Origin of the sequence: Janthinobacterium fluminis, assembly GCF_028595325.1 — a bacterium.
GTDB lineage: Bacteria > Pseudomonadota > Gammaproteobacteria > Burkholderiales > Burkholderiaceae_D > Janthinobacterium > Janthinobacterium fluminis.
The window spans coordinates 17,415-42,235 of sequence record NZ_JAQQXR010000006.1 but is presented as its reverse complement, the minus strand read 5'-3'; the positions used below and the strand labels follow the sequence as shown (position 1 = coordinate 42,235).

The following is a 24,821-nucleotide window of genomic DNA, read 5'->3' as shown; positions in this document are numbered from 1 at the left end:
GAGGGGGCGGAAAAAACGGCGGGCGGCTCGCCGTTTTTTCGTGGCCGGATGGCGCCTCAGTCGTAGCTGGCGCTGACGTTGACGCCGCTGAACGGCTGTTTCGCCTTGAGCAGGATGTAGTACCAGCGGCCGCTGACGGGGGCGGCGATGCCGACGCTTTCGCGGTTGCCCGGCGTGGCCGAGGCGGCGTCGTAGTTGCTGGTGCTCGGATAGCGGTCCAGCGCCAGGTACATGTCGACGTCGCCGCTGCCGCCGCCGCTGCCGACTTTGACGTTCTTGGCGCCGGCCGGCAGCATCAGGAACACGTGGGTCTGCGTGGCGGAGCCGAGATTGCGGATCGAGCAGTTCTTGCCCAGGTAAGTCTTCGACGCGCATTCCGGCGCCAGGGGATCGCTCGGCATCGGCGGTTCGCCCGCCGTCGTCGCCGTGCTGGCCCAGGCGGCGAATTCGGCGTCGTAGCGCGTGCCGATGTAGTCGATATAGGTCTGGTAGCCGGCGTAGTCGCCGACGCGGAATTTAGCCAGGATGGCGTCGACGTCGGCGCGGTGCTTCTCCATCATGAAACGCGTCGCCATGTAGCCCCAGCGGTAGGCGCGCGTGACGTAGTCGGGCATCTGGTAGGTGTTGCCGAAAATCTGGCTGAGCCGGTAGGCGCCGCTGCGCGCCGCGTCGATCGATACCTGGTTGTTGTTCTTGTTCGACAGGTACTCGCCGATGCCCTCGATCCACCAGACGGTGGGCTTGGCGGTGCCGGCGCCGAAATCGCCGTGCATGTCGAAGCGGCCGTCCAGGTAGTGGACGTATTCGTGCTCAAGGTTCCACACCTGGAAGGCCGGGCGCAGCCACGAGGCTTCGTGGGCGATGAAGCGGGCCTGGTTGCCGGCGGCGGCCGGATTGCCTTCCAGGTACATGCCGCCGTTGTCGGTGCTGATGTCGTAGATGACGCCGGCGTACTTGCTGTAGTTGGCGTAGTCGTCGAACACCACCAGTTCCAGCGAGGTGTTGTTGTCGTTCGCCACCGGCACGCGGCGGGTTTGCAGCATGTCGTGGAAATAGCTTTCCTCGGCCTGCAATCTGGCGCAGGAATCCTGCAACTGCGCCGTCGTCATTTCCTGGGCGCGGATGCGCAGCGTCGGGCTGCAGGTGTAATTGTTTTTCAAGACGGCGTCGGCCAGCCGGGTTTCGTAGTTGCAGGTGCCGTATTCGCCGCAATTGGCGGCGTCGTAGTATTTCACGGCCGAGGCGGCGGCCAGCCACAGCGCGCTGTCGGCGCCGGTCATCGTGCTACTGGCCAGCATGCCCTTGACCATGGGTTTGACGGCGTTTTTCAGGGCCGGGTACTGCATGAAGCGGAAGGCTTCGTTGGCGGCGTCGTGCAACTGGTAGCCGGCGCTGGCCAGCAGGGCCGCCTTGTTGTTGACGGCGAAGTTGTTCAGCGCGCTCGCGTAGGACAGGTCGTTTTGCAGCAGCGCCCGGCCCTCGTCGCGGAAGTGCGCGTAGTAGAGCACCGTCAGCGCGCCGGTGAAGCCGGCGCCGGCGGTGGCTTGCCGGAGGCCGTCGGCGGCGTTCGGATTGGCGGCGCTGTTGGTGTAGCGCAGCACCAGGTTTTTCACGCTGGGCAGGTGGTGGGCCTCGTCGCGCATATTCGTCACCAGCTTCAGGGTTTCGCCGGCCGTGCTGGTGGCCTTGACGTTGCTGCTGAACAGCTTGCTGCCCTCGATCAGCTGTTTCAGCGGCGCGCGCAAGGTGGCCAGCAGCGCGGCCGGGGGCGCAGCCACGGTGCCGCCGTCGGCCAGGTAGTAGCCGGCGCGCAGGTAGATCAGCAAATTGACCAGCTTGATGTTGTCGGCGTTGTAGGCGGCCGCCTCCTGCGCGAAGCGGCTGGCGACGGCGTTGAAGTTGGCCGCCGAATACACCTGCGCCGCCTGCGCCGCGGCCAGCGAGAACAGGCCGTAATGGCACTCGTAGTCCGGCAGGGCGCTCAGGTAGTCGGCCAGCGCCGCGCCGCTGTGGGCCGCCAGTTTGTTCATGTCCTGGCACTCGGGCGGCGCGGCCAGCGCCTGCGGGCTGCTCTTGCGCTGCGCCGGCGTCAGCAGGTCGAGGCGCGGCTTGGCCGTTTTCGACAGGTTGAAGCGGGATTGCTCGGCCGACGGCGGCAGCGCTTGCGGCTCGCGCGGCATAGGCGCCTGTTTGACGCGGGCCGCCGCGCCCGCATGCGCGCTGGACTGGTCGGCGGCGTGCAGGGCGGGGCTGAGGCTGGCCGCCAGCAGTGCCGCGATCGAGAGGGATTTACGGTGGAAATGCATTTGGTGAGTCTCCTATGTAGAAATTTGAAGCTGGAAAATTAAGCACGGTGAGTGCGTGGTTTTGACAAGCCAAATTACCGAGAATGAGACAGGCGCGGAATGCCTTTGGCCGGGTTCCGCGCTGGCATCCGCCAAACAGCGTGATGGCATCGACATCTTAGCTTCGATGCCATATTTTTAATATGTTTTAAATATATTTATTGCGCGCGGGTGTGGTTTTTTTGGCGCAGAATGCGGCGCGTCAATGGCGTTGCGGAAGGGGAGGGTCAGGCCGGCGCGGCGGGAAATGCCAGCGTCACCTTCAGGCCGCGGCCGCCGGCACCGTCGTCGAGCGCGATGCCGGCGCCGTGCAGGGCGGCGATGTCGCGCACGATCGCCAGCCCCAGCCCGGCGCCGCCGGGGTTGCTTTCGAGCGCGGCGGCGGCCCGGTAAAAGGGCGTGAAGACGCGCTCGCGCTCGGCGGCGGCGATGCCGGCGCCGCTGTCTTCCACCTGCAGCGTGGCGCCGCCGCCGTCCTGGCGCGCCACGCGCAGCACGACGCTGCCGCCGGCCGGCGTGTAGCACAGCGCGTTGTCGACCAGGTTGGCCACCAGTTCGTGCAGCAGCAGGGCCTGGCCCCGCACCATCACGTCGTGCTCGGCTTCGAGCGACAGGTCGATGCGCCGCTTGACGGCGGCCAGCGCCATTTCCAGCGCCACTTGGTGGACGGCGGCGCGCAGCGACACGGGCGCCATGCCGGCCGCCTCGCCGCCATGCTCGATGCGGGCCAGCGTCAGCAGCCGGTTCGCCAGGTGCACGGTGGAGTCGGTGGTGGCGGCGATCGAGCGCAGCACTTCGCGCAGCGCGGCCGGGTCGGCCGGGCCGCGCTCGATTTCGCGCTGCGCCAGCTCGGCCTGGGTCTTCAGCACCGTCAGCGGCGTGCGCAGCTGGTGCGAGGCGTCGGCGATGAAGCGGCGCTGGCTGGCGATCAGGTTCTGCAGCCGCGCCGTCGAGACATTCATGGCTTTCACGAGGGGGCGCATTTCCTTGTGCACCAGGGCCGGATCGACGTCGGACAGGTCCGTCAGCGCGCGCGTTTCGAGCGCGCTTTTCAGGCGCATCAGCGGGCGCAGCACCAGGCGCAAGGCGACCCAGACCAGCGTCGCCACGGCCAGCAGCATGCCGGCCTGCCACAGCAGCGTGTCGAACAGGATCTGGTTCGACAGGCCGCGCCGGGCGTCCAGCGTTTCGCCGACCTGGATCAGGGCGATGCCGCGCATCGAGTCGTCGTAGACCGGCTGCAGCAGGGCGGCGATGCGCACCGGCTCGCCGTTGTAGTCGGCGTGGTAGAAGCGCACCAGCGCCGGGTAGGTTTCCGAGCGCGGCACGTTGGCCGGCACCGGCGGCAGGTCGCCGTAGCCCGACACCAGTTCGCCGTCGATGCCGGTGACCTTGTAGTAGATGCGCCCCAGCGTGTCCGTCTCGAAGCTGTCCAGGGCGACGTAGGGCACGTCGGCGACGACCTTGCCGGCGACGATGGAGACGCGCTCGGCCAGCGCCCGCGTCGAGGCCAGCAGCGAGCGGTCGTAGGCCATGTCGGCGGCGTCGAGGGCGTTGCGGTAGACCGACACGGCGTTCAGCGCCACCAGCAGCGCCAGCGGGATCAGCAGCCAGCGCAGCAGCTCGTTGCGCAGGCTGCCCAGCGGCGCGCCCGGCGCCAGCCTGCCCGTCAGCCTGGCCAGCGCGCCGCCCACGTCAGCGCGCCGCGGCCGCCGCGCTGCGCGGTTGCAGCAGGTAGCCGATGCCGCGCAGCGTCGTGATGGCGGCCGCGTCCGGCGCGCTGCTTTCGAGTTTCTTGCGCACGCGGTGGATGTACAGCTCGATGGCGTCGAGGTTGGCGTCGTCTTCCAGCGCGAACACCTCGTCGAACAGCTTTTCCTTCGACACGGCGCGCCCGGAGCGGGTGATCAGCGCCTCCAGCACGGCGTGCTCGCGCGGCGTCAGCGCCAGCGCCGCGCCGGCGTAGCTGAACATGCGCGTGACGGTGTCGAAGCTGAGCGCGCCGCAGTGGTGCACCAGCGCCTCGTTGCCCTGGCTGCGGCGCAGCAGCGCCTTGACGCGCGCTTCCAGCTCGGCCAGCTCGAAGGGCTTGGCCAGGTAGTCGTCGGCGCCCAGGTTGAGGCCCTGGACGCGGTCGTCCAGGCCGCCGCGGGCCGTGAGTATCATGACGGGAGTCTTGCCGCGCGGGCCGCCGCGCGCGCGCAGCCGTTTCAGCACGTCCAGGCCGTCCATGCGCGGCAGGGTCAGGTCCAGCAGCACCAGCGAATATTCCTGGGTGTGCAGCAGCGCGTCGGCGTCGGCGCCGTTGTCGACCGTCTCCACGGTCAGGTGGGCGTCGCGCAGCGCCTTGGCCAGCCAGCGCGACAGCTCCTCGTGGTCTTCCACTAATAAAATCCGCATATATGCCCGCAACCGCCCTGGAAATGATGCAGTGTAAGCCCAGAAGCGCCGCGCCAACGGGGCCGGCGGCGAATTTGTCGGCGCCGACTGTGGCGCGGCAGCGACAGCGCCGCCGTTGAAAGGGAATTGAAAGGAAGCCGATCCTATAGTGGACGCCTGATTCATGCAATTGATCAGGCTCATCACCAATAACTATATCTGGAGATCCACATGAAGAAAACCGCATCCTCGCTGGTCGCCCTGGCCGCCCTGAGCGCCGCTTTCGGCGCCCAGGCGCAATCGAACGTGAGCGTGTACGGCCTGATCGACGCCGGCGTCGACAACACCAGCAACGCGCCGACGTCGACCCGCGTCAGCTCGGGCGGCATGAACACCTCGCGCTGGGGTATCCGCGGCAACGAGGACCTGGGCAACGGCCTGAAAGCCGTCTTCAACCTGGAAGGCGGCATCCTGCTCGACAGCGGCAACTCCGACGGCGTGCTGTTCAAGCGCCAGGCGTATGTGGGCCTGGACGGCGCTTTCGGCCGCGTCGTGGTGGGCCGTTCCTTCACCTCGGTGTACGACTTCGTGCTGCCCTTCGATCCGATGGCCTACGCGCCGTCCTACTCGTGGGCGACGTCGGGCAACGCCACCACCAAGCAGGGCAAGTTCGGCATGAACACGGCCTTCGACAACCTGGTCAAGTACACCGGCCAGGCCGGCGACTTCAAGTTCGGCGCAACCTACGGTTTCGGCGAGCAGTCCAGCGGCGCCGCCGACAGCGCCAAGTACGCGCTGGCCGCCACCTACGCCATCGGCCCGGTCACCCTGCTGGCGACCTACGAGGCGATCAACGGCAACACCGTGGCGCCGCTGGTCGAGCGCGACAAGACCCGCACCTACCACTTGGGCGCGATGTACTCGAACGGCCCGCTGAAGGTGCAGGCGGCGCTGCGCGACTACAAGATGGACCCGGCCAAGATCGGTTCCCCCGACGTCAAGGGCACGATGTACTGGGCCGGCGTGAACTACCAGAGCACGCCCGCCATCACGCTCACCGGCGCGCTCTACTACCAGAACGTGAAGAACGTCGCCGCCGGCGCCGACGCCGATCCGATCATGTACGTGGCGCGCCTGAAGTACGCGCTCTCCAAACGCACCGACCTGTATGTCGCGGCCGCCTACGCGAAGGCCAAGAACGGCCAACTGGTCGGCCTGTCGCGCGACGACGCCGGCCTGGGCGGCAGCCAGCGCGGCATCATCACCGGCATCCAGCATCGCTTCTAAGCCGCCGGCGCACCCGGCCCGGCCGGGTGCCGACGGCGCTTGCCTGAATCACGGAGACGCGATGCCGCACAAGCTCATCATATTGCTGACGCTGCTGGCGCTGGCGCGGCCGGCCGCCGCGGCGCCGGTCGAGTGCATCGTGCCGTCCAAGCCGGGCGGGGCGATGGACCTGACCTGCAAGCTGGCGCAACAGGGTTTCCAGCTGCTGCCGGACGCGCCGCGCGAGGTCCGCATCAGCTACCTGCCCGGCGGGATCGGCGCCGTGGCCTGGCATTCGCTGGTGTCGCAGCGCCGCCGCGCCGAGCCGGACACGCTGGTGGTGTTTTCCGGCGGCTCGCTGCTGAATCTGGCGCAGGGCAAGTTCGGCAAGGCCGGCCCCGGCGACGTGCGTTGGGTGGCGGCGCTGGGCGCCGACTACGGCATGATCGCGGTGCGCAAGGATTCGCCGTTCAAGACGCTGGCCGACTTGCTGGCGGCGCTCAAGCGCAACCCGGAGCAGGTGCTGATCGGCGTCTCCGGCACCATCGGCAGCCAGGACTGGGTGAAGATGGCGCTGGTGGCCAAGCAGGCCGGCATCAATCCGAAGGCGCTGCGCTTTGTCGCGCTGGAGGGCGGCGGCGAGGCGTTCACGGCGATGCAGGCCAGTCATGTGCAGGTGGTGCCGGGCGACGCCTCGGAGGCGACGCTCAACGAGGGCCGCGGCAACACGCGCGTGCTGGCCGTGTTGTCCGAGCGGCGCCTGCCCGGCGTGCTGGCGAATGTGCCGACGGCGCGCGAGCAGGGCATCGACGTGGTCTGGCCCGTCATCCGCGGCGTCTGGATGGGGCCGCAGGTCAGCGACGCCGACTACCAGAAATGGGTGGCGACCTTCGCGCGCATGCTGGAGACGAAGGAATTCGCGCGCTTGCGCGCCGACTACGGCCTGTACCCCTTCGGCCTGACCGGCGCGGCGCTGACGGAGTACGTGAAGAAGGCCGTGGACGACTACGGCAAACGGGCCAGCGAGTTGGGGCTGGTGCGCTAGAACAAAGGCGGGGGCAGACCCGGCTTCGCCGCCAGGATGGTAATACGCCGCACAAGCCGGCACATAATTAACGATAACGGAGACACAGACATGTTTGCAAAAACCTTGATGGGCGCGGCACTGGCAACCCTGGCATCCTCGGCGCTGGCGCAGCTGCCGCCCGGCTATCCGGCCGACTACCAGAAGATCGTCGACGCGGCGAAAAAAGAGGGCAAGGTGGTGGTCTACGGCGCCACCGACAGCAAGGCCGCCGCGCCGCTGATCAAAGACTTCGGCGCCCTGTATCCCGGCATCTCGGTCGAATACAACGACATGAACTCGACCGAGGTGTACAACCGCTTCATCTCCGAGGTGGCGGCCGGCGGCAACACGGCCGACGTCATGTGGTCGTCGGCGATGGACCTGCAGATGCGCCTGGCCTCGGACGGCTACGCGCTGCAGTACAAGTCCGTCGAGGCGGCGAAGATCCCCGGCTGGGCCGTGTGGAACGACACCGCCTACGGCACCACGTTCGAGCCGGCCGCGATCGTCTACAACAAGCGCCTGCTCGACCCCAAGGAGGTGCCGCAGAACCACACCGACTTCGCCAAGCTGATCGTCCAGCCCAAGTTCAAGGACAAGGTCACCACCTACGACATCGAGAAGTCCGGCGTCGGCTTCATGTTCATGACCCAGGACGCGCGCGAGTACCCCAAGTTCCTCGAACTGGAGCAGGCCTTCGGCGAAGCCCGGGTGCGGGTGCAGTCCTCGACCGGCACGATGATGGAGCGCATCTCCTCGGGCGAGAACCTGATCGGCTACAACGTGCTGGGTTCGTATGCGCTGGTGCGCGCCAAGACCGACCCGTCGATCGGCGTGGTGCTGCCGAAGGACTACACGCTGATCCTCTCGCGCGTGCAGTTCATCAACAAGGCGGCGAAGAACGCCAACGCCGCCAAGCTGTGGCTCGACTACATCCTGTCCAAGCGCGGCCAGACCATCATCGCCAACGACTCCAAGCTGTTCGCCATCCGCGCCGACGTGACGGGCGAAACCACTTCGGCCGACTTGATCAAGGTGATCGGCGCGGCCAACGTCAAGCCGGTGCCGGTGCATCCCATCATCCTGCAGTTTCTCGGGCCGGCCAAGCGCATGGCCTTCCTGAAGCAGTGGAAAGAAACGGCCGGCAAGAAGTAAGCCCGCGCCGCCGCGGCGGGCGTCGCAGCCGCTTGCAGCCGCCGCGGCGATTGCCCTCCGCCCCCAGATTCCGGCCACTGGCTCCATGGAGCCGGGCGGCCCCACATTCATCGGATTCGTCATGCAAACTGCAACCCTTGCGCGCCCCTCGCGGCGGCGCCTGAACTGGCCGCGCGGCGTCGTCGTGACGCTGACCTGCGTCGCCATCTTCCTGCCGCTGTTCCTGATTTTTTATCAAAGCTTCCTGTCGGCGCCGTTCTTCATGCCGGTCAAGGAACTGGGCCTGGACGCCTACCGCTTCATCCTCGACGACCCGGACTTCGGCATGGCGTTCAAGAACGGCCTGATCCTCGCCACCGGCCTGGCCGTCATCGCCGTGCCGCTGGGCGGCATGCTGGCCTTCCTGATGGTGCGCACCGACCTGCCCGGACGCGGCTGGATCGCGCCCATGCTGCTGGTGCCGATCTTCGTCTCGCCGATGGTGATGGGCTTCGGCTACGTCGTCTCGATGGGGCCGGTCGGCTTCTATTCGCTGTGGGCCAAGCAGCTGCTCGGCTTCATCCCCTGGAACATCTACTCCTTCACCAGCATCGTCGTCATCGCCGGCCTGACCCACGTGCCGCACGTCTACCTGTACGCCTCGTCGGCGCTGAAAAGCCTCGGCTCGGACGTCGAGGAGGCGGCCCGCGTGGCCGGCGCCTCGCCGCTGCAGGTGATGCTCAACGTGTCGCTGCCGATGATCATGCCGGCGCTGGCCTACGCCGGCGTGCTGGTGTTCTTCCTCGGCTTCGAGGTGTTTGGCCTGGTGCTGGTGCTGGGCGACCCGGAGGGCCACCTGGTGCTGGCGACCTATCTGTACAAGCTCACCAACAAGCTCGGCACGCCGTCCTACCACTTGATGGCGGCCGTCGCCGTCTGCCTGGTGATGGTGACGATGCCGCTGGTGATGCTGCAGCGCTGGCTGCTGAAGTCGGCCAACAAATACGTGTCGATCAAGGGCAAGGGCGCGCGCAGCAAGGCCATGCCGCTGGGGCGCTGGAAATGGCTGGCGTTCGCGCTGCTGGCCGGCTGGCTGCTGTTCACGATCATCCTGCCGCTGTCGGGCATCCTGCTGCGCTCCTTCGTCCAGTACTGGGGCGAGGGCGTCAAGCTGGCCGACGTGCTGACGCTGCAGCATTTCCGCGATATTTTCGAGCAGCCCTCGCTGGTGCGCGGCATCGTCAACACGATACTCATCGGCGTCGTCGGCGGCGCGCTCGCCGTGCTGTGCTACAGCGGCATCGCGCTGGCCATGCACCGCAAGCCGGACGGCATCACCCGCCTGCTCGACTACAGCGTGCTGGTGCCGCGCGCCATCCCCGGCCTGCTGGCCGGCCTGTCCTTCCTGTGGATGTTCCTGTTCGTGCCGGCCTGGCTGGACGGCATCCTGAAAGGCATGGACAACGGCGTCGCGCTGTGGCTCAGCGGCCATGTGATCCCCGTGCTGCGCGAGGTGCGCTCGACCATCTTCGCGCTGTGGCTGGCCTACTCGGTGGTGTGGCTGGCCTACGGCATGCGGCTGATCTCGACGGCGCTGCTGCAGGTCGGGCCGGAGCTGGAGGAGGCGGCGCGCGCCGTCGGCGCCAGCCGCGGCCAGGTGACGCGCGACGTCACGCTGCCGCTGATCAAATACGGCCTGCTGGGCGCCTGGCTGATGGTGTTCCTGATCTTCGAGCGCGAATACTCGACCGGCGTCTACCTGCTCTCGCCCGGCACCGAGGTGATCGGCGCGATGCTGGTGTCGCTGTGGGCGGGCGGGTCGACCGACCTGGTGGCGGCGCTGTCCTTCATCAACATCGCCCTGGTCGCCGTCGGCCTCGGCGTGGCGCTGCGCTTCGGCGTCAAGCTGCACAACTAATTCCACCTATAACGAGACACCATCATGAATGAATTATCCGTCAACGAGCTGTACCTCGACTATGGCACCGGCGCCGCCGCCAACGCGATCCTGAAGGGCGTGTCGATGCATTTGAAAAAAGGCGAAGTGGTGGCGCTGCTGGGGCCTTCCGGCAGCGGCAAGACGACGCTGCTGCGCGCCGTGGCCGGGCTGGAAAGCCCGAAGGCGGGCAGCATCCACATCGGCGAGCGCGGCGTCTTCGACGGCGCCAGCGACTTCGAGATGCCGGCCGAGCAGCGCAACTTGGGGCTGGTGTTCCAGTCCTACGCGCTGTGGCCGCACAAGACCGTGTTCGACAACGTCGCCTACGGCCTGAAGCTGCGCAAGATGGCGTCCGGCGAAATCGCCACCCGCGTCAACGAGGTGCTGGGCCAACTGGGCCTGGGCCTGCTGGGCGAGCGCTTCCCCCACCAGTTGTCGGGCGGCCAGCAGCAGCGCGTGGCGATCGCCCGCGCGCTGGTCTACAACCCGCCCGTGATCCTGCTCGACGAGCCGCTGTCGAACCTGGACGCCAAGCTGCGCGAGGAGGCGCGCGCCTTCCTGCGAGAGCTGATCGTGCGCCTGGGCCTGTCGGCGCTGATGGTGACGCACGACCAGGCCGAGGCGATGGCGATCTCCGACCGCATCCTGCTGCTCAACAACGGCAAGATCGAGCAGCAGGGCTCGCCGCAAAGCATGTACGAGACGCCCGACACGCTGTTCACCGCCGAGTTCATGGGCAGCAACAACCGCCTGCCGGGCCAGGTGATCCGGCGCGACGGCGGCAAGGTGGTCTTGAGCGTCGACGGCGTGACGATGCAGGGCACGGCGCGCGGCGCCAATACGGGCGCCGACGTGGCCACCGTGATCCGCGTCGAGGAAGTGAAGATCAGCGCGACGCCGGTGGAGAACGCGATCGAGCTGCCGCTGCTGACCTGCATGTACCTGGGCGACCGCTGGGAGTGCCTGTTCCACCGCAGCGGCCACAACGAGATCAGCCTGCGGGCCTACTCGAAATACAAGCTGGAGGCCGGCATGTACTGGTTGCAGATGCCTGCCGACAAGCTCTGGGTGTTTTGAGAAGAGGGAAGGGTAGACGCAAAAAAGCCGGCTTCGCAGCCGGCTTTTTTTCATGCGAAAACGCGTTCTGAATTAGAACTTGTAACGCAGGCCAGCCGAGAAGGTGTTGGCTTTGATGTCGCCGCCGCCGTCGCCTTTGGCGATTTTGCCGAAGTTTTCATATTCAGCAACGATAGCGATTTCCTTCGTTACATTGTACGACGCGCCCAGACCGAAGATCAGCGAGCTGCGGTTTGCGCTGGAGCTGCCACGCATGCCGGTGTCTTTGAAATCGTAGCTCACACGGTTTGCCGACAGGCCAACTTTAGCGAACACGCCGAACTCGTCGCTGACTGGCAGGGTGCCCGTTGCTGCAACGTAAAACGCTTTGCTTTTCGCTTCGCTGGAATAAGTCTTGTTGGTGAATTTTGCTTTGCCGAAATCAACATAACCGCCTTCGACGCCAAAGTTCTTGTCGAAGTTGTAGCCGCCATACAGCTTGTAGCTGGTTTTGGTTTCTTTGCCCGACACGACTGGGATGCTGATTTTTTGCTCGCCGCGGCCGACGTTCACGCCAACGTAGGTGTTGTCAGCTTGGGCAGCGATAGGGAAAGCAAAAGCGGCGCCGATCAGGGCAACGATAAATTGTTTTTTCATGATTCATCCTAAATTAAATTGTTGGCAGAGGCTCTGAGTTGTGGCTCACGCTGCAACTTGAGACGGGTGGATTTTATACGCTGGAGCGTGGATTCCCCAATAGAAAGTTTAATTAAAATGAAATTAAATTAGATATGTTGTTTTCGGGCAACGCGTATTTGCGGAATGCGCGGTTTAAGGAAATTGGATGAATCCTTTTGAATGCCGATAAGGGGCTGGATATTGCCGCGCGGCGGCGAGATATTATATTTTTGAATATCTGTTATTCATTATTTTTATCTGGTTTGTATTATGCCAATTGCGCGAGCGTAAAAAGCGCAGAGGCCATCCGGCGCGGCTGATGTAAAATGCGCCACTGACGCGATGGTGTCCTCCGGCTGGTCTGCCGGAGGGTGAAACGGGAAGCCGGTGACCAGGGATTTTCCCTGCATGCCGGCGCAGCCCCCGCTGCTGTATGCCTGACGATCTTGTCCGTAAGCCACTGTGCATTGCATGGGAAGGCAGGGCAGGAAAGGATGAGGGCGAGCCAGAAGACCGGCCATCGCGTGTATTGCTGGTGCAAAACCCGGGGTTTGGTTTTGTCCGTCGTGTCCCGTTTTCCGTCCGTTTCCAATGTTGCCGTCCCGTATGCGCGGCGCCTTCAGGCGCCCGTGCCCGCGCGCGCGGCGTGCGCCGGCGACGCCGGCCGGGGCCACGCGGCCACTGCTCTCTCGTGTCATGCCCGGATCATCGATGTGATCTTAGGAAATGAAACAGATGCGACATATAATTATTCGAACACCCTTGCTGGCGGCCTTGCTGGCGGCCAGCCAACAGGCCGGCGCCGCCGCCGCGCCGCCCCTGCCGGAAGTGACCGTCATCGGCAACCGGCCCGGCCTGATCGGCGTCGCCGATGCCGCCGGCGACGCCACGGTGACGGCCAGGCAATTGGCGACGCGGCCGCTGCTGCGCACCGCCGAGTTGCTGGAAACCTTGCCCGGCATGATAGTCACCCAGCATTCGGGCGACGGCAAGGCCAACCAGTACTTCCTGCGCGGCTTCAATCTCGACCACGGCAGCGATTTCGCCACCAGCGTCATGGGCATGCCGGCCAACGTCGCCAGCCACGCCCATGGCCAGGGCTATATGGACTTGAATTTCCTGATGCCGGAGCTGATAGCCGGCATCCAGTTCCACAAGGGTGTCTACGCGGCCGAGGACGGCGATTTTTCCAACACGGGCTCGTCGCGCATCGAGTACCAGCGGCAGTTGAAGGCACCCTTCGTCGACGTGACGCTGGGCGCGCACCGCCACCGCCGCGTGCTGGCCGCCGGCAGCGGCGAATGGCGCGGCTTCGACCTGATGGGCGCCGTGGAGGCGGCCGGCAACGACGGCCCCTGGGACTTGCCGGCCCGGCTGCGCAAGCGCAACGGCGTCGCGCGCCTGTCGAAGGGCAGCGCCGACGACGGTTTCAGCGTCACGGCGATGGCTTACGAGTCGGATTGGCGCGCCACCGAACACGTGCCGCAGCGCGCCATCGCCGGCGGCGAGATCGGCCGCTACGGCGCGCTGTCGGGCAGCGACGGCGGCCAGACGCACCGCTACAGCCTGTCCGGCGAATGGGCCGGCGCCAACGCGGCCGGCGCCAGCCGCGTCAACGCCTATGTGATCGACTACGGCTTGAATTACTTCGCCGCGCCGTCCGGTTTCATCAGCGGGCCGCGCGGCGACCAGCACGAGCAGGCCGACCGGCGCCTCATCTGGGGCGGCGCGGCGCGCCAGTCGCTGCGCCTGGGCGAGGTCGACGTGACGGCCGGCGTGCAGTTGCGCCAGGACCGCGTCAGGCAGGTCGGCCTGTATGAAACCGTGGACCGGGTGCGCAGCGGCACGGTGCGCCAGGACCGGCTGACGGAGACGGCCGTCGGCCTGTACGTCGAAGCGCGCCGGCAGTGGACGCCGTGGTTGCGCAGCACGCTGGGGCTGCGCCGCGACCAGATCCGCGCCAGCGTCACGCCGACGGGCGGCGCCTTCAATATGGACAATGGCGGCAAGGTCGGCGCCGGCCAGACCAGCCCGAAACTGGCACTGGTGCTGCGCCCGTCCGGCGCCCGGGGCGACACCGAGCTGTATCTCAACTGGGGTTACGGTTTCCACAGCAACGACGTGCGCGGCGCCACCTCGGCGACCCATCCGGCCGACGGCAGCCCGGCCGACAAGCTGGCCTTGTTCGCCAAGTCGACGGGGGCGGAAATCGGGCTGCGCAGCAAGCCGCTGCCGGGCTGGAATACCAGTCTGTCCCTGTGGCGGATGAGCGCCGCGTCGGAGTTGGTGTTTGTCGGTGACGAGGGCGTCACCGAGGCGCGCGGCGCGTCGCGCCGGCATGGTGTGGAATGGTCGAATTACTTCGCGCCCAGCAGCGCCGTCAACATCGACGCCGACCTGGCCTGGTCGCACGCCCGCTTCAGGGAGCCGGTCGACGGCGGCGGCGCGCATGTGCCGAACGCCATCCCGCTGACGGCCTCGCTGGGCCTCAGTTACGAGCCGGGCGGGGCCTGGTTCGGCGGCCTGCGCCTGCGCTATCTGGGCGCCTACGCCCTGGAGGAAAGCAACACCCACAAGTCGGTGCCGTTCTGGCTGGCCAACCTGAAGCTCGGTTACCGCATCACGCCGACGCTGCAACTGGGCGTGGACGTGCTCAATCTGTTCGACCGCAAGGCCAATGACATCGAATACTGGGGCGGCGCCTGCACGCGCGGCGAACAGGCCGACGGCAGTTGCGGCGGCGGCATAGCCGGCCGCCTGGTGCATCCGCTGGAGCCGCGCACCATGCGCCTGAGCCTGCGCGCCTCGTTTTAAGGCGCGCCGGGAACAGGCGCAGGCGGGCGGCCAGGCTTAGAACTTGTAGCGCAGGCCGGCCGAGAACATGTCCGCCTTGACCGTGGCCAGGTTGTTGTTCTGCACTTTGCCGTAGTTTTCATACTCGGCCACCAGCGCCAGCGCCGGCGTGATGTTGTAGGCCGCGCCGACGCCGAACATGATGCCGTTCTTGCTGTACTTGTCCGTCAGCTTGCCGCCCGGCTGTTCAAACTTGTTGCGGTTGGCCGACAGGCCGACTTTGCCGAACAGGGAGAATTGATCGGACAGCGGCATGGTGGCGGTGGCGGCCGCGTACAGCGCGTGCGGCTTGATGTGGGCGCCCTTGACGCCCTTGTAGCTGGCGTCGGTGTTGCCCAATTTGCTGTAACCGACTTCGGCGCCGAAGTTCGGCGTCAGCTGGTAGCCGCCGTAGACCTTGAAGCCGGCGCCGCTGTCGTCGGCCGTCTGGCTGGTCGAATTGACCTTGGCCTTGGCGCTGCCGATGTTGCCGCCGACGTAGAAACTTTGGGCGTGGGCCGCGACGGGCAGGCTCAGGGCGGAGGCGATCAGGGTGAGGGCAAGTGCTTGTTTCATGTTCGGAAGTCCTATTGAATGGATGGGCCGTCCGCGTCATTGCGGACAGGGCGCGGCCATCATTGTCGATCCCGGCTGCTTGTTCAATAGAATTTCCCGGCGTATCGCCTGGCTGGTATTTTGGTGTCGTTTGGCAATACTTTGGCGCCCGGGGGAGGGCGCGCAGGCGGGCGGGCCGCCGGCGCGCCGGCGCTTAATCGGCGGCGATATTGATTTCGCGCACCTCGATGTCGCGCCGCTTGATGAACTGCTGCATCGAATCGACCGTCACGGTGTCGATCTGGCCGGCCATGCGCCGGTCGAAGGGATGGTCGTCGAAGGCGATGTTGGCGCGGAACATGCGCGCGCCCAGCCGCGTCGTCGCCGGGATGTGCAGCGTGATCGGCGCGTAGCCGGCCTTCTTCAGCCAGGCCTGGGCCTCGTCGCGGTTTTCGATCTTGCCCTGGGCGGCGCTGGCGGCCGCATACGTTTCCAGCACCCACTGGTTGGAGTTCTGGTACTTGGTCGAATACGGGTAGGCCAGCATATTGTAGTGCGCCCCGTGCAGGCGCCGCGGCGTGTCCGACGCCAGCAGCCGCGCCAGCGCCGCCTGGGTGGCGGCATTCGGCACGAGGATGCTGGTCTTGTACTCGAAGATGTCGTCGAGGAAGAAATTGCCCAGGCCCTCGTTGAACAGGGCCGATTCGGCGCTGCCGCAGTCGTTCAATTCATGCACCACCACCCAGCGCCCGGCCGGATGGTCGCGCCAGGCCAGCGCCATGTGGGAATAGCGCAGATTGTATTTGCTCAAGTCCTGCCCGGCGCGGGCGATCAGCGCCACCTGGGCGCCGCTGGCGTCGAGCGCCTGGCGCGCCTTGTAGGCCAGGTCCAGCGATTTGACGACGATGGCCGGGTCGCCGGCCTTCGGCTCGCAGGGGCGGCCGGCCTGGGCCGGCGCGGCCAGCGCCAGCAGCAGGGCCGGCAGGGCCAGGCGGGCGAGGCTCACGCGCCGGCCCCCGGCACGCGCGAGTGGTGCAGCAGCGATTTGCCGATTTCATTCGGAATGTAGGCGATGATTTTGCCCGACAGCACCAGCGCGTGGCCCGTCGAGACGGCGACGACGCTGACGACGGTGCCGGCCGCCAGCGACAGGCCGCGCGCCGCCTTGCCGGTCAGCTTGATCGACGCGGTGCCGGCGTCGGAGGCGCCCTTGAGCACGACGACGCTGCCTTCGGCCACCGATTCGACGCCGCTGACGATGACTTGCCCGGAGGCGGCCAGCATGGACATGGAACCGAGCAAGACGATGCCGGAGGCCATGCCGACGTTTTCCGACGCCGACGACACTTCCGACACGCCGGCGTGGGCGCTGGTGGCCGCGGCGCAAAACAGACAAATGGAGAGCATGCGTTTCATGAGTTTTCCCTTGTGATGATGCTGTGATGCAATGATTGTACTTTAATTCAGTGTGCGCGCACGCACGGGGCGCGCCGGCCGGCGCGCGGCGCTCAGGGCGTCCGGTCCTGCGCCTGCATTTGCCGCAGCAGCCGCCAGGCGAAGAAGCCCAGCACGGCCACGCCCAGCAGCAGCGCGCCCCACAGGGCGGCCAGGCGCAACTGGGCCGCGCGGTCCGCCTCGCCGCCGGGCGCGGCGGCGGCCGCCGGGTTCGCCGCCAGCGGCCCGGCCCGGGCTTGTTCCAGGTTCAGCAATTCTGCCTCGCTGAAGCCGGGCGCCACTTGTTCCAGCGCAATGGCGGCGCGGTGGGCGCCGGCGCGGCCGAAGGCCAGCGTGTACGGCCCCATGCCGTTGGCGAGGAAGACCAGCGAGGACGGCGACCAGACCAGGCGCAGCGCCGGTCTGGCGCCGCTGGCGGCGTCCGGCCGCAGCACCCACTGCGCCGCGTGCTGCTGCGCCATCGCCAGGTCGGCCGCGCCGCGCCGCTGGCCGGCCTGCGTGATCTGGTAAAAAGTCGTCCGCAGCAGCGGCTCGAAGGCCAGGGTGGAAGGCTGGCCCAGTTGCCGGCTGGGCACTTCCCGGTAGCGCCCCAGTACGGCCGGCAGCACGATGTTTTGTTCGGCAAACTGCAGGCCCACCTTTTCCACCGGGATGGCGGCGGCGCCGCGATACACCAGGTCCTGGGGCAGTTGTCCGGGCGCCGGCTGCAGCAGCAATTGCTCGGTCGGCGCGGCGACCTCGGTCTGGCTCAGCGATTCGGCGCTGATGCCGGCAAACAGCAGCGGCGCGCCCTCGCGCCAGCTCAGGCGGGCGTAGCGGAAACGCCGCGGCTCGAATTCGATCCTGTCGTTGGCCAGCGTCTGCGTGTCGCTGTTGACGAGCCAGTTCAGGGAGGCCGCGCCCAGCGCGTCCCAGCGCTTCAGGTCGTCGCTCACTTCCAGCCAGACCTGGGCGTTGTAGTTGCCGGTGCCGGCCGGCAGGCGGAAGCGCAGCGCGCCGACCGCCGCGGCCGGGTCCTTGCCGGCCGCGCCGATGTCGAGGACCAGGCTGCCCAGCCCGGGTTTGGAGGCGGTGGCGCCGCCGCGCGCGCTGCGCGTGACGGACAGCAGGCGGCCGTCGGCGCCGGTGCGGATGTCGAGGCCGCCCGCCTCGTCGCCGGCGCCGGTATCCGGCTGGCCGCCCGCCACGGGGAAGATGCTGACCGGCAGGTCGCGCCGGCTGGTGCGCGCCTGCGCGGGCGGGCGCCGCAGCGCGAAGGCCAGCTTGCTGCCCTGCCGGTCGAACAGGCGCACATCGTCCAGCTCGGACGAACTGGCGTGCAGGTAGACGGCCTGCGGCAGCCGGTAGGCGACGACGCCGGCCTTGCCGCTGACGCTCAGCGGCAGGCTGTGCGTGTAATCGGCCGGCGTGTCGCTGTCCGGTTTGGCGGCGGCCGCGCCGGGCGCGAGCGCCAGCGTGGCCATCAGGATCAAGACTGCTCTCATCGGGAATAACTTTCTATATCAAATGGGGCGGGGCGTTTCAGGCGCCGCCGTGTCGGCCGCTTCCAGCTTGCCGGGAAACGGCGCCAGATAGCCGATCAGCAGCATCAGCCCGCCCACGCCGACGAAGGAGACGATGCGTTCGATGCCGCCGACGTTGGACAGGTCGATGGTGAACAGTTTCAGCACCACCAGACCGAGCAGGACGGCGCCCAGGCTCCATTGCTTGCGCGCCTGGCGCAGCGTGGCGTGGCGCATCAGGATCAGCGCCGTGACGCTCCACACCAGCGACAGCAGCGCCTGCACGAAGCGCGAGTCCAGCATGGCCTCGAAGCGGTAGGGCACGTCCATATAGTTCGACACGCTGCGCAGCAGCATCAGGTTGAGCCAGGCATAGACGACGCAGCCGGCGACGACGGGCAGGCGGCCCCGCCACAGTTGCGGCAGCGCGGGGTGTTCGGCGCGCAGCAGGCGGTAGGCTGTGACGGCCAGCAATATGGCGAAGCCGGTGCTCAGGTCGAGCGGGTTGAGCAGCGGCAGATAGGGCAGCGGCGCCATCGCGCCGTTGTAGGCGATGTTCCAGACCGCCACCAGCAGGCAGGACCACAGCGCCGCCAGCGGAATCAGACAGCGCCGATACCACGCCGCCACCGGCGCCAGCGGCCAGCCGCCGTCGCGGCTGCGGCGCGCCAGCAGGGCCGCCAGCAGCATCATCGCCCAGGCCGGCAGATAGCGGGCCCAGCTGCCGCTGACTTCCCAGCCGGCTTGCGCCAGCATGCGCTCCGGCTCGCTGGCGCCGGCCAGCAGCCAGGCGGAGAGGTAGTGCACGCCCAGCGGCCAGAGCATCAGCCACGGGGCGCCGGTGCGCACGCTGTGCAGTGCCTGCTGCGCCTTGACGCCGAGGCGCCAGCCGGCGCGCGGCCACAGTTGCAGCAGGTATTCGCCGGCCAGCCAGGCCGCCGCCAGCGCGGTCCACGCCAGGCGCCCGGGGATGCGCTCCTCCAGGTACAGGGCGGCCAGCATGGCGGCGCAGCTCGCGGCCAGCGCCAGCCACGCCGGCGCCGTGAACCAGCGCAGCGCCGGCCAGTCGAGGCGCCGCGCCAGCCAGCCGAACAGCGGCGTGGACAGGGCCAGCGCGATGACGTAGGCGGAGAACCAGCGTTCCGGATGGAGGTAGTCGTCGGCGGGCAGTTGCGGCGGGGCGTAGGCGGTGAACCAGCTCGCCAGCGCCGTCAACACCAGCGCAAACCAGCAAAATCCGGCGCCGGGCAGCAGCATGGCCGCCATCCGCGCCAGTTGCGGGGCCTGGTCGCGGCGCGCCTGGCGTTCGATGAACCAGGCGCTCAGGAAGACGGCGGCGCCGAGCATCAGGGCGCTCAGGAAGGGGCCGTCGAACAGCGCCGGCGAGGCGTCGATCCAGCCGGTGCCGACCTTGGCCAGCAGCGCCACGCCGGCGGCGGCCTGCACCAGCAGCGCATAGTTGCCGGCCGCGCGCCATTGCAGGCGCGTGGCGATGAGGCCGAGCGCGATGGCGATCAGCACGGCGCTGCCGGTCAGCAGATTGAGTTGCGTCGCGCCGTCGGTGCGCAGGAAGATTTCGGTCCAGCTGCCGGCCAGCAGCCACAGCGTGGCGCCGCCGAGGAACAGCAGCGCCAGCCAGGACAGCGCGGCGCCGCCCGATTCGGCCGGCGCCTTGCGCAGCGTCGTCGCCATGAACAGCGCGCTGGCCGCCAGGATCAGGAAGCCCAGCCACAGGTTTTGCTGCAGCGCGGCGGCCGGGTCCAGGCCGCTGACGGCGCCGAGGAAGGACAGCCAGGCGCCGGCCTGCACCAGCAGGCCGAAGATCCAGGCCAGCGGCTGGCGCTGGCGCAGGCCGACCCAGACGATGCCGGCGCCTTCCAGCGCCCACGCGGCCGAGGTCCAGCGGCCGTCGAGCGCGAACGGCAGCGCCAGCGTGCCGAAGACGATACCCAGCGCGAGGAAGGTTTCGGCCAGCAGCTTGAAGGTGGCGGCGCGGCGCCACAGGACCAGCGCCAGCCCCGTGTAGAACAGGCCCAGCGCCAGCGCGGAGAAGGCCAGCCCGAACGGCAGCGCCTTGACCAGGCCGTATTGCAGGCCCATCGCCAGCAGCGGCGTGCCGAAGACCAGCGTGGCGTCGACGTAGTGGCGCAGTTTGGGCGCCTCGTGGGCCGCGTAAGCCAGCGCGATGGCGACGTAGAACAGGAAGAACAGGATCAGGAACAACTGGGTCGACAGATAGTGTTCCGGCGCGTATTTCAGCACGCCCCAGGCCGTGCCGACGATGAAGGTGAAGGCGAAACCGAGCAGGTTGAGCATGCGCCACGAGCGTTTCAGCGCGATCGCCAGCACGCCGGCGTTGAGCAGCGCGTAATAGCTGAACAGGCCGATGTGGCTGCCGCCGCCGGTGGAGGCCAGCAGCGGCACGGCGAAGCCGCCGACGATGCCGAAGGTGGCCAGCCAGACGGCGTTTTGCAGCACGGCCAGCAGGCAGGTGAAGGCGGTCAGCACCAGCAGCAGCGCGAAGGCCAGGCCGCCCGGGATCAGGTGGTAGAGGCGGAAGGCGCCGAACACGACCAGCATCAGGATGGCCAGCGCGGCGCCCTGCACGGGCAGGCTGATGCCGGGGCGCGTCTGGCGGATGCGCCAGCCCCAGCCGAGCAGGGCGATGTCGGCCAGCGCGATGCCGGCCAGGCGCAGCTCGATCGGCACGCTGATTTGCCCGGCGACGTACTTGAGCAGGAAGCTGACGCCGATGAACAGGATGATCAGGCCCAGCTTCGCCACCAGATTGCCGCTGAGCAGCCAGTTCTTCGCCTTGCCGAACAGGGCGCTGGCCGCGCCGGCCCAGGCCGGCGGCGGCTGCACATAGCCGGGCGAAAACTCGTCGGCGCGGCCGTCGGCCGCCGGCGCCGGCCGTGGCGCGGCGGGCGTGTCGGCCCGCTCGGGCAGGCTGGGGTAGGCGGGCAGGGTGGATTGGCTGGTTTCCGGCCGGGCGGGCGCCGGCGGCGCGGCGGCGGGTAGCGCAAACGTGGGCGGCACAACGGCGGCCGGCGCCGGCTTGGACGCGGGCGCGTAGCTGGCCGTCGCCGGCGCCTCGGCCGGCGCCGCCCTGGCCGCGGCGGCGTTGCGCAGCGTCGCGACCTGCGATTGCAGGTCGCGCAATTCCTCTTTCAAGCGGCTGGTTTCGGACTCCAGCGCGTCGACGCGGCGGCGCGCGCCGCTGGCCTTGGCCATGGCGATGAACGGCAGCAGGAGGTACACCACCCCGGCCAGAATGAGAACGCTGATCAATGATTCCATGATGCTCGATTCTTGTGTTTATCTGGTGTTTATTATGATGGGAAACGACGCTGGCCTTACTGCTGGAAAACAAGTGTATCGTTTCACTATTACTCGGATGATAATGTAAAAGTTCCGGCAACTGAATTTCAGTTGGACGCCAGGCCCGCGCCGCCCGCCCGATTTGTTTTGGCGCAGCTTGCCGGCCGAACCGTCCCGCGCCACGGTAATTAAGATTGTCGTGCGCGGCGTAGTCCTGTATTTTGTCATCCTGTTCCCACTTACCCATCCCGCCCATGAGTCACGCCAGCCAGTTTTCCCTGTTGTCGCAGCGCCGTTTCGGGCCGTTTTTCTGGACGCAGTTTTTCGGCGCCTTCAACGACAACCTGTTCAAGACCGCCCTGATGGTGATACTCACCTATGATGCGTTGAGCTGGACCACGCTCGACGCCTCGACCATCACCAACCTGATACCCGGCCTGTTCATCCTGCCCTACGTGGTGTTTTCCGCGACGGCCGGGCAGATCGCCGACAAATTCGAGAAGGCCGGCCTGGCCCGCTTCGTCAAATGGCTGGAGGTGGCCATCATGGCCATCGCCGCGGCGGGCTGGATGACGCACACCTTATGGCTGCTGGTGGCGGCCGTGGTCGGCATGGGCATCCATTCGACCCTGTTCGGTCCCGTCAAATACGCCTATCTGCCGCAGCAGCTGAAAGCGGACGAGCTGATCGGCGGCAACGGCCTGATCGAAATGGGCACCTTCGTCGGCATCCTGCTCGGCGAAATCCTCGGCGCCGTGCTGGTCGTGCACAAGCCGCTGGGCGTGGAGCTGGTGGCCGGCGCCACCATCGCCGTCGCCGTCGTCGGCCTGATCGCCAGCTACCGCGTGCCGCTGACGCCGGCCGCCGCGCCGGAACTGAAGATCAACTGGAACCCGCTGTCGGAATCCATCCGCAACCTCGGCTTTTCGCGGCAGAACCGCGTCGTCTTCCTGGCCATGCTGGGCAACTCCTGGTTCTGGTTCTACGGCGCGCTGATCCTGGCCCAGTTCCCCGTTTACGCCAAAGACTATCTGCACGGCACCCACGGCGTCTTCGTGCTGCTGCTGACCGTGTTCTCGCTGGGCATAGGCGCCGGTTCGCTGCTGTGCGAACGCCTGTCCGGGCGCAAGATCGAAATCGGCCTGGTGCCGTTCGGCTCGATCGGCCTGTCGCTGTTTGGCGTCGACCTCTACTTCGCCAGCAACAGCTACGTGAATACCTACGTCGTCGACGCCGTCGCGCTGCTGGCGCAGCAGGGCGCCTACCGCATCCTGTTCGACATCGTCATGATCGGCGTCTTCGGCGGTTTCTTCATCGTGCCGCTGTTCGCGCTGATCCAGACCCGCTGCGACCGCGAACACATTTCCCGCACCATCGCCGGCATGAACATCCTGAACGCGCTGTTCATGGTCGCGGCGGCCGGCGTCGCCATCGTGCTGCTGGGGCAGGGCATGACGATCCCGCAATTGTTCCTCATTACGGCCGTGCTGAACGCGCTGGTGGCCGTCTACATCTTCTCGCTGGTGCCGGAATTCCTGATGCGCTTCCTCGCCTGGCTGCTGATCCACACCATACACCGGGTCAAGTGCGTCGACGCCGAGCGCATCCCGGCCGAGGGCGCGGCGGTGCTGGTGTGCAACCACGTCAGTTACGTCGACGCCATCGTCATCGTCGCGGCCAGCCCGCGCCCCATCCGCTTCGTGATGGACCACCGCATCTTCAAGATGCCGCTGCTGGGCTGGATTTTCAAAACCGGCAAGGCGATCCCGATCGCCTCGGCCAAGGAAGACCCGTGGCTGATGGAAAAAGCCTTCGTCGACATCGCCCAGGCGCTGCACGAGGGCGACCTGGTCTGCATCTTCCCCGAGGGCAAGCTGACGACGACGGGCGAGATGAACGAGTTCAAGGGTGGCATCGCCAAGATCCTGGCGCGCTCGCCGGTGCCGGTGATCCCGATGGCGCTGCGCGGCCTGTGGGGGCATTGGCTCAGCCGCAACAAGAGCAATGTCTTCGAGCGCACCTTCCGCGGCGGTTGGCGCTCGCGGCTGGCGCTGGCCGTCGGCCAGCCGGTGGCGCCGGCCGAGGCGACGCCGGAGTTCCTGCAGCAGCAGGTCAGCAAGCTGCGCGGCAACTGGAAATAGCGGCGCCCGGCGCCGCCGCCTTGCATTGATTGCAAGGCAATCTTGCTGCGTGCGCCAGATTGTTGCGGAGGTTCTATAATTGGCCCGCCATGCTTCTTCGGTCCCGGCACTGGTTTCGGGCAGGGGGGTGGTCAAGGAGTCGAATTGAAAGCAGCATCCCTCTTATTCGCGCTGACGCTGGGCGCGGCGAACGGCGCGCTGGCGCAGGCCGGCGCCGAAGCCGGCATCACCAGCGAGGTGCCGGCGCCGGCGCAAAGCCTGAAAGATAATCCGCGCGTGCGCGCCAGCGTGCTCAAGCTGGTCGGCTACGCCCGCGGCAGTTACACGGACGGCGATGGCCTGGTCATCGCCCAGCTGCTGGAGAGCATGCGTTCCCGGCACGACATCACCCGCACCGTGTTCCCGGACGGCCGCAAGGTGTTCGCCTCGATCAACCCGGAGGCCCACGGCCGCGAACGGGCCGCGCTGCTGCTCGACGGCAAGGACAACTTGCTGGCCGCGGGCCTGGTCAACGGCCATTGCCGCCCGCGCAAGGGCGACGACGCGAAAGTGTGCAATCCCGAGCCGCAAACCGTGCTGACGGTGTTCCAGCCGGCCGGCGCCAAGGAGGCGGACGCCGCGCCCCTGCTGGCGTGGAGCAAAAAACTGCCGGGCATGCTGGCGCTGGCCGCCGAAAGCGACGATCCCGAGGAAGTCGCCGCCGCGCAGAAAATCGCCAGCGTCGAGTATGTGACGGCGCCGCTGGATGTGGCCGGCTGGAGCAAGGCCGAGGTGCCGCGCGGCTTCCCGGCGTCGCTGGCGCCGCTGCTGGTGGCGACGGCCGAGATCCGCAGCACGGCCAGCGCCGGCAAGGTGGTGCTGCCGAAGGGCTTGGCCGGCCTGCCGATGTACACGCAGTACCAGGCGGCCCAGCAGCAGGGCGAAAAATGGCCCGACGCCCAGGTGATCCTGCTCAGCTATGCCGACTTCGACAGCGTCGTTGACCAGTACCGCGGTCTGGCCAAGGGCGCGCGCTTCGAGGAGTCCGAGCGCAAGGCCACGTTTGACGGCGCCGACGGCGCCGGCCGCTACCGCGTCCTCGTCGAGGACAGGCGCGGCAGCGACGGCGTGTTCGTCACCGTGTCGAGCTGGCGCCGCGCCAAGTAAGCGCGG

At 67.4% G+C, this 24,821-nt stretch carries 17 protein-coding genes and 1 riboswitch; of the genes, 8 read left to right on the top strand and 9 right to left on the bottom strand.

Features of this window, described 5'->3' with window-relative positions; genetic code table 11:
• Positions 1 to 56 precede the first annotated feature (56 nt).
• The 3 genes from OIK44_RS15970 to OIK44_RS15960 form a co-directional block, all read right to left on the bottom strand.
• On the bottom strand, positions 57 to 2,306 hold the full coding sequence (locus tag OIK44_RS15970) for a M9 family metallopeptidase (RefSeq protein WP_273672053.1): 2,250 nt from the start codon (positions 2,304 to 2,306) through the stop codon (positions 57 to 59).
• 266 nt (positions 2,307 to 2,572) lie between these two features.
• Positions 2,573 to 4,039 carry a sensor histidine kinase gene (locus OIK44_RS15965; RefSeq protein ID WP_273672052.1) on the bottom strand — a complete coding sequence of 489 codons (1,467 nt, stop codon included), beginning with the start codon at positions 4,037 to 4,039 and terminating at the stop codon, positions 2,573 to 2,575.
• A 1-nt stretch (position 4,040) separates the two neighbouring features.
• The gene (locus OIK44_RS15960) at positions 4,041 to 4,745 is read right to left on the bottom strand and encodes a response regulator (RefSeq protein WP_273672050.1); all 705 of its coding nucleotides are present in this window, start codon (positions 4,743 to 4,745) and stop codon (positions 4,041 to 4,043) included.
• Positions 4,746 to 4,955: 210 nt separating this feature from the next.
• Between OIK44_RS15960 and OIK44_RS15955 the strand changes: the two genes are divergently transcribed.
• The 5 genes from OIK44_RS15955 to OIK44_RS15935 all read left to right on the top strand — a co-directional run bounded on the left by OIK44_RS15955 (position 4,956) and on the right by OIK44_RS15935 (position 11,206).
• Complete coding sequence (locus tag OIK44_RS15955) at positions 4,956 to 6,011, top strand: porin (RefSeq protein ID WP_273672049.1); 1,056 nt, start codon at positions 4,956 to 4,958, stop codon at positions 6,009 to 6,011.
• A 61-nt stretch (positions 6,012 to 6,072) separates the two neighbouring features.
• Complete coding sequence (locus OIK44_RS15950; RefSeq protein ID WP_273672048.1) at positions 6,073 to 7,035, top strand: tripartite tricarboxylate transporter substrate binding protein; 963 nt, start codon at positions 6,073 to 6,075, stop codon at positions 7,033 to 7,035.
• Positions 7,036 to 7,125: 90 nt separating this feature from the next.
• Complete coding sequence (locus tag OIK44_RS15945) at positions 7,126 to 8,211, top strand: ABC transporter substrate-binding protein (RefSeq protein WP_273672047.1); 1,086 nt, start codon at positions 7,126 to 7,128, stop codon at positions 8,209 to 8,211.
• A 121-nt stretch (positions 8,212 to 8,332) separates the two neighbouring features.
• A complete protein-coding gene (locus OIK44_RS15940) occupies positions 8,333 to 10,108 on the top strand; it encodes an ABC transporter permease (protein ID WP_273672046.1) in 1,776 nt (591 codons plus the stop codon).
• A 24-nt stretch (positions 10,109 to 10,132) separates the two neighbouring features.
• A complete protein-coding gene (locus OIK44_RS15935; RefSeq protein WP_273672045.1) occupies positions 10,133 to 11,206 on the top strand; it encodes an ABC transporter ATP-binding protein in 1,074 nt (357 codons plus the stop codon).
• Between the two features lie 72 nt (positions 11,207 to 11,278).
• Here the strand turns inward: OIK44_RS15935 and OIK44_RS15930 are convergent, their stop codons facing one another.
• The gene (locus OIK44_RS15930; RefSeq protein ID WP_273672044.1) at positions 11,279 to 11,842 is read right to left on the bottom strand and encodes an outer membrane beta-barrel protein; all 564 of its coding nucleotides are present in this window, start codon (positions 11,840 to 11,842) and stop codon (positions 11,279 to 11,281) included.
• 347 nt (positions 11,843 to 12,189) lie between these two features.
• Positions 12,190 to 12,399, top strand: a riboswitch (cobalamin riboswitch).
• Positions 12,400 to 12,598: 199 nt separating this feature from the next.
• Between OIK44_RS15930 and OIK44_RS15925 the strand changes: the two genes are divergently transcribed.
• Positions 12,599 to 14,677 carry a TonB-dependent receptor gene (locus OIK44_RS15925; RefSeq protein WP_273672042.1) on the top strand — a complete coding sequence of 693 codons (2,079 nt, stop codon included), beginning with the start codon at positions 12,599 to 12,601 and terminating at the stop codon, positions 14,675 to 14,677.
• Positions 14,678 to 14,713: 36 nt separating this feature from the next.
• On the opposite strand, the gene OIK44_RS15920 is transcribed toward OIK44_RS15925, so the two are convergent.
• From OIK44_RS15920 to OIK44_RS15900, 5 genes are all read right to left on the bottom strand, one after another.
• Positions 14,714 to 15,271 carry an outer membrane beta-barrel protein gene (locus tag OIK44_RS15920; RefSeq protein ID WP_273672041.1) on the bottom strand — a complete coding sequence of 186 codons (558 nt, stop codon included), beginning with the start codon at positions 15,269 to 15,271 and terminating at the stop codon, positions 14,714 to 14,716.
• A 193-nt stretch (positions 15,272 to 15,464) separates the two neighbouring features.
• Positions 15,465 to 16,256 carry a DUF2145 domain-containing protein gene (locus OIK44_RS15915; RefSeq protein WP_273672039.1) on the bottom strand — a complete coding sequence of 264 codons (792 nt, stop codon included), beginning with the start codon at positions 16,254 to 16,256 and terminating at the stop codon, positions 15,465 to 15,467.
• Positions 16,253 to 16,666 (bottom strand): hypothetical protein, encoded by a 414-nt coding sequence (locus tag OIK44_RS15910; protein ID WP_273672038.1) that lies wholly within the window; start codon positions 16,664 to 16,666, stop codon positions 16,253 to 16,255. The genes OIK44_RS15915 and OIK44_RS15910 overlap by 4 nt, the downstream gene beginning before the upstream one ends.
• A gap of 92 nt (positions 16,667 to 16,758) precedes the next feature.
• Positions 16,759 to 18,189 carry a DUF3999 family protein gene (locus OIK44_RS15905; protein ID WP_273672036.1) on the bottom strand — a complete coding sequence of 477 codons (1,431 nt, stop codon included), beginning with the start codon at positions 18,187 to 18,189 and terminating at the stop codon, positions 16,759 to 16,761.
• Positions 18,190 to 18,207: 18 nt separating this feature from the next.
• The gene (locus OIK44_RS15900; RefSeq protein WP_273672034.1) at positions 18,208 to 21,507 is read right to left on the bottom strand and encodes a DUF2339 domain-containing protein; all 3,300 of its coding nucleotides are present in this window, start codon (positions 21,505 to 21,507) and stop codon (positions 18,208 to 18,210) included.
• 275 nt (positions 21,508 to 21,782) lie between these two features.
• Between OIK44_RS15900 and OIK44_RS15895 the strand changes: the two genes are divergently transcribed.
• Positions 21,783 to 23,669, top strand: a complete 1,887-nt coding sequence (locus OIK44_RS15895; RefSeq protein ID WP_273672033.1) for an MFS transporter — start codon at positions 21,783 to 21,785, stop codon at positions 23,667 to 23,669.
• A gap of 144 nt (positions 23,670 to 23,813) precedes the next feature.
• Positions 23,814 to 24,815, top strand: a complete 1,002-nt coding sequence (locus OIK44_RS15890; protein ID WP_273672032.1) for a hypothetical protein — start codon at positions 23,814 to 23,816, stop codon at positions 24,813 to 24,815.
• Positions 24,816 to 24,821 lie beyond the last annotated feature (6 nt).

Bases quoted from the DNA above. Each gene is read 5' to 3' on its own strand.
- OIK44_RS15970 (WP_273672053.1), bottom strand. From the start codon at position 2,306: ATGCATTTCCACCGTAAATCCCTCTCGATCGCGGCACTGCTGGCGGCC.
- OIK44_RS15960 (WP_273672050.1), bottom strand. From the start codon at position 4,745: ATGCGGATTTTATTAGTGGAAGACCACGAGGAGCTGTCGCGCTGGCTG.
- OIK44_RS15955 (WP_273672049.1), top strand. From the start codon at position 4,956: ATGAAGAAAACCGCATCCTCGCTGGTCGCCCTGGCCGCCCTGAGCGCC.
- OIK44_RS15950 (WP_273672048.1), top strand. From the start codon at position 6,073: ATGCCGCACAAGCTCATCATATTGCTGACGCTGCTGGCGCTGGCGCGG.
- OIK44_RS15945 (WP_273672047.1), top strand. From the start codon at position 7,126: ATGTTTGCAAAAACCTTGATGGGCGCGGCACTGGCAACCCTGGCATCC.
- OIK44_RS15940 (WP_273672046.1), top strand. From the start codon at position 8,333: ATGCAAACTGCAACCCTTGCGCGCCCCTCGCGGCGGCGCCTGAACTGG.
- OIK44_RS15935 (WP_273672045.1), top strand. From the start codon at position 10,133: ATGAATGAATTATCCGTCAACGAGCTGTACCTCGACTATGGCACCGGC.
- OIK44_RS15930 (WP_273672044.1), bottom strand. From the start codon at position 11,842: ATGAAAAAACAATTTATCGTTGCCCTGATCGGCGCCGCTTTTGCTTTC.
- OIK44_RS15925 (WP_273672042.1), top strand. From the start codon at position 12,599: ATGCGACATATAATTATTCGAACACCCTTGCTGGCGGCCTTGCTGGCG.
- OIK44_RS15920 (WP_273672041.1), bottom strand. From the start codon at position 15,271: ATGAAACAAGCACTTGCCCTCACCCTGATCGCCTCCGCCCTGAGCCTG.
- OIK44_RS15910 (WP_273672038.1), bottom strand. From the start codon at position 16,666: ATGAAACGCATGCTCTCCATTTGTCTGTTTTGCGCCGCGGCCACCAGC.
- OIK44_RS15905 (WP_273672036.1), bottom strand. From the start codon at position 18,189: ATGAGAGCAGTCTTGATCCTGATGGCCACGCTGGCGCTCGCGCCCGGC.
- OIK44_RS15900 (WP_273672034.1), bottom strand. From the start codon at position 21,507: ATGGAATCATTGATCAGCGTTCTCATTCTGGCCGGGGTGGTGTACCTC.
- OIK44_RS15895 (WP_273672033.1), top strand. From the start codon at position 21,783: ATGAGTCACGCCAGCCAGTTTTCCCTGTTGTCGCAGCGCCGTTTCGGG.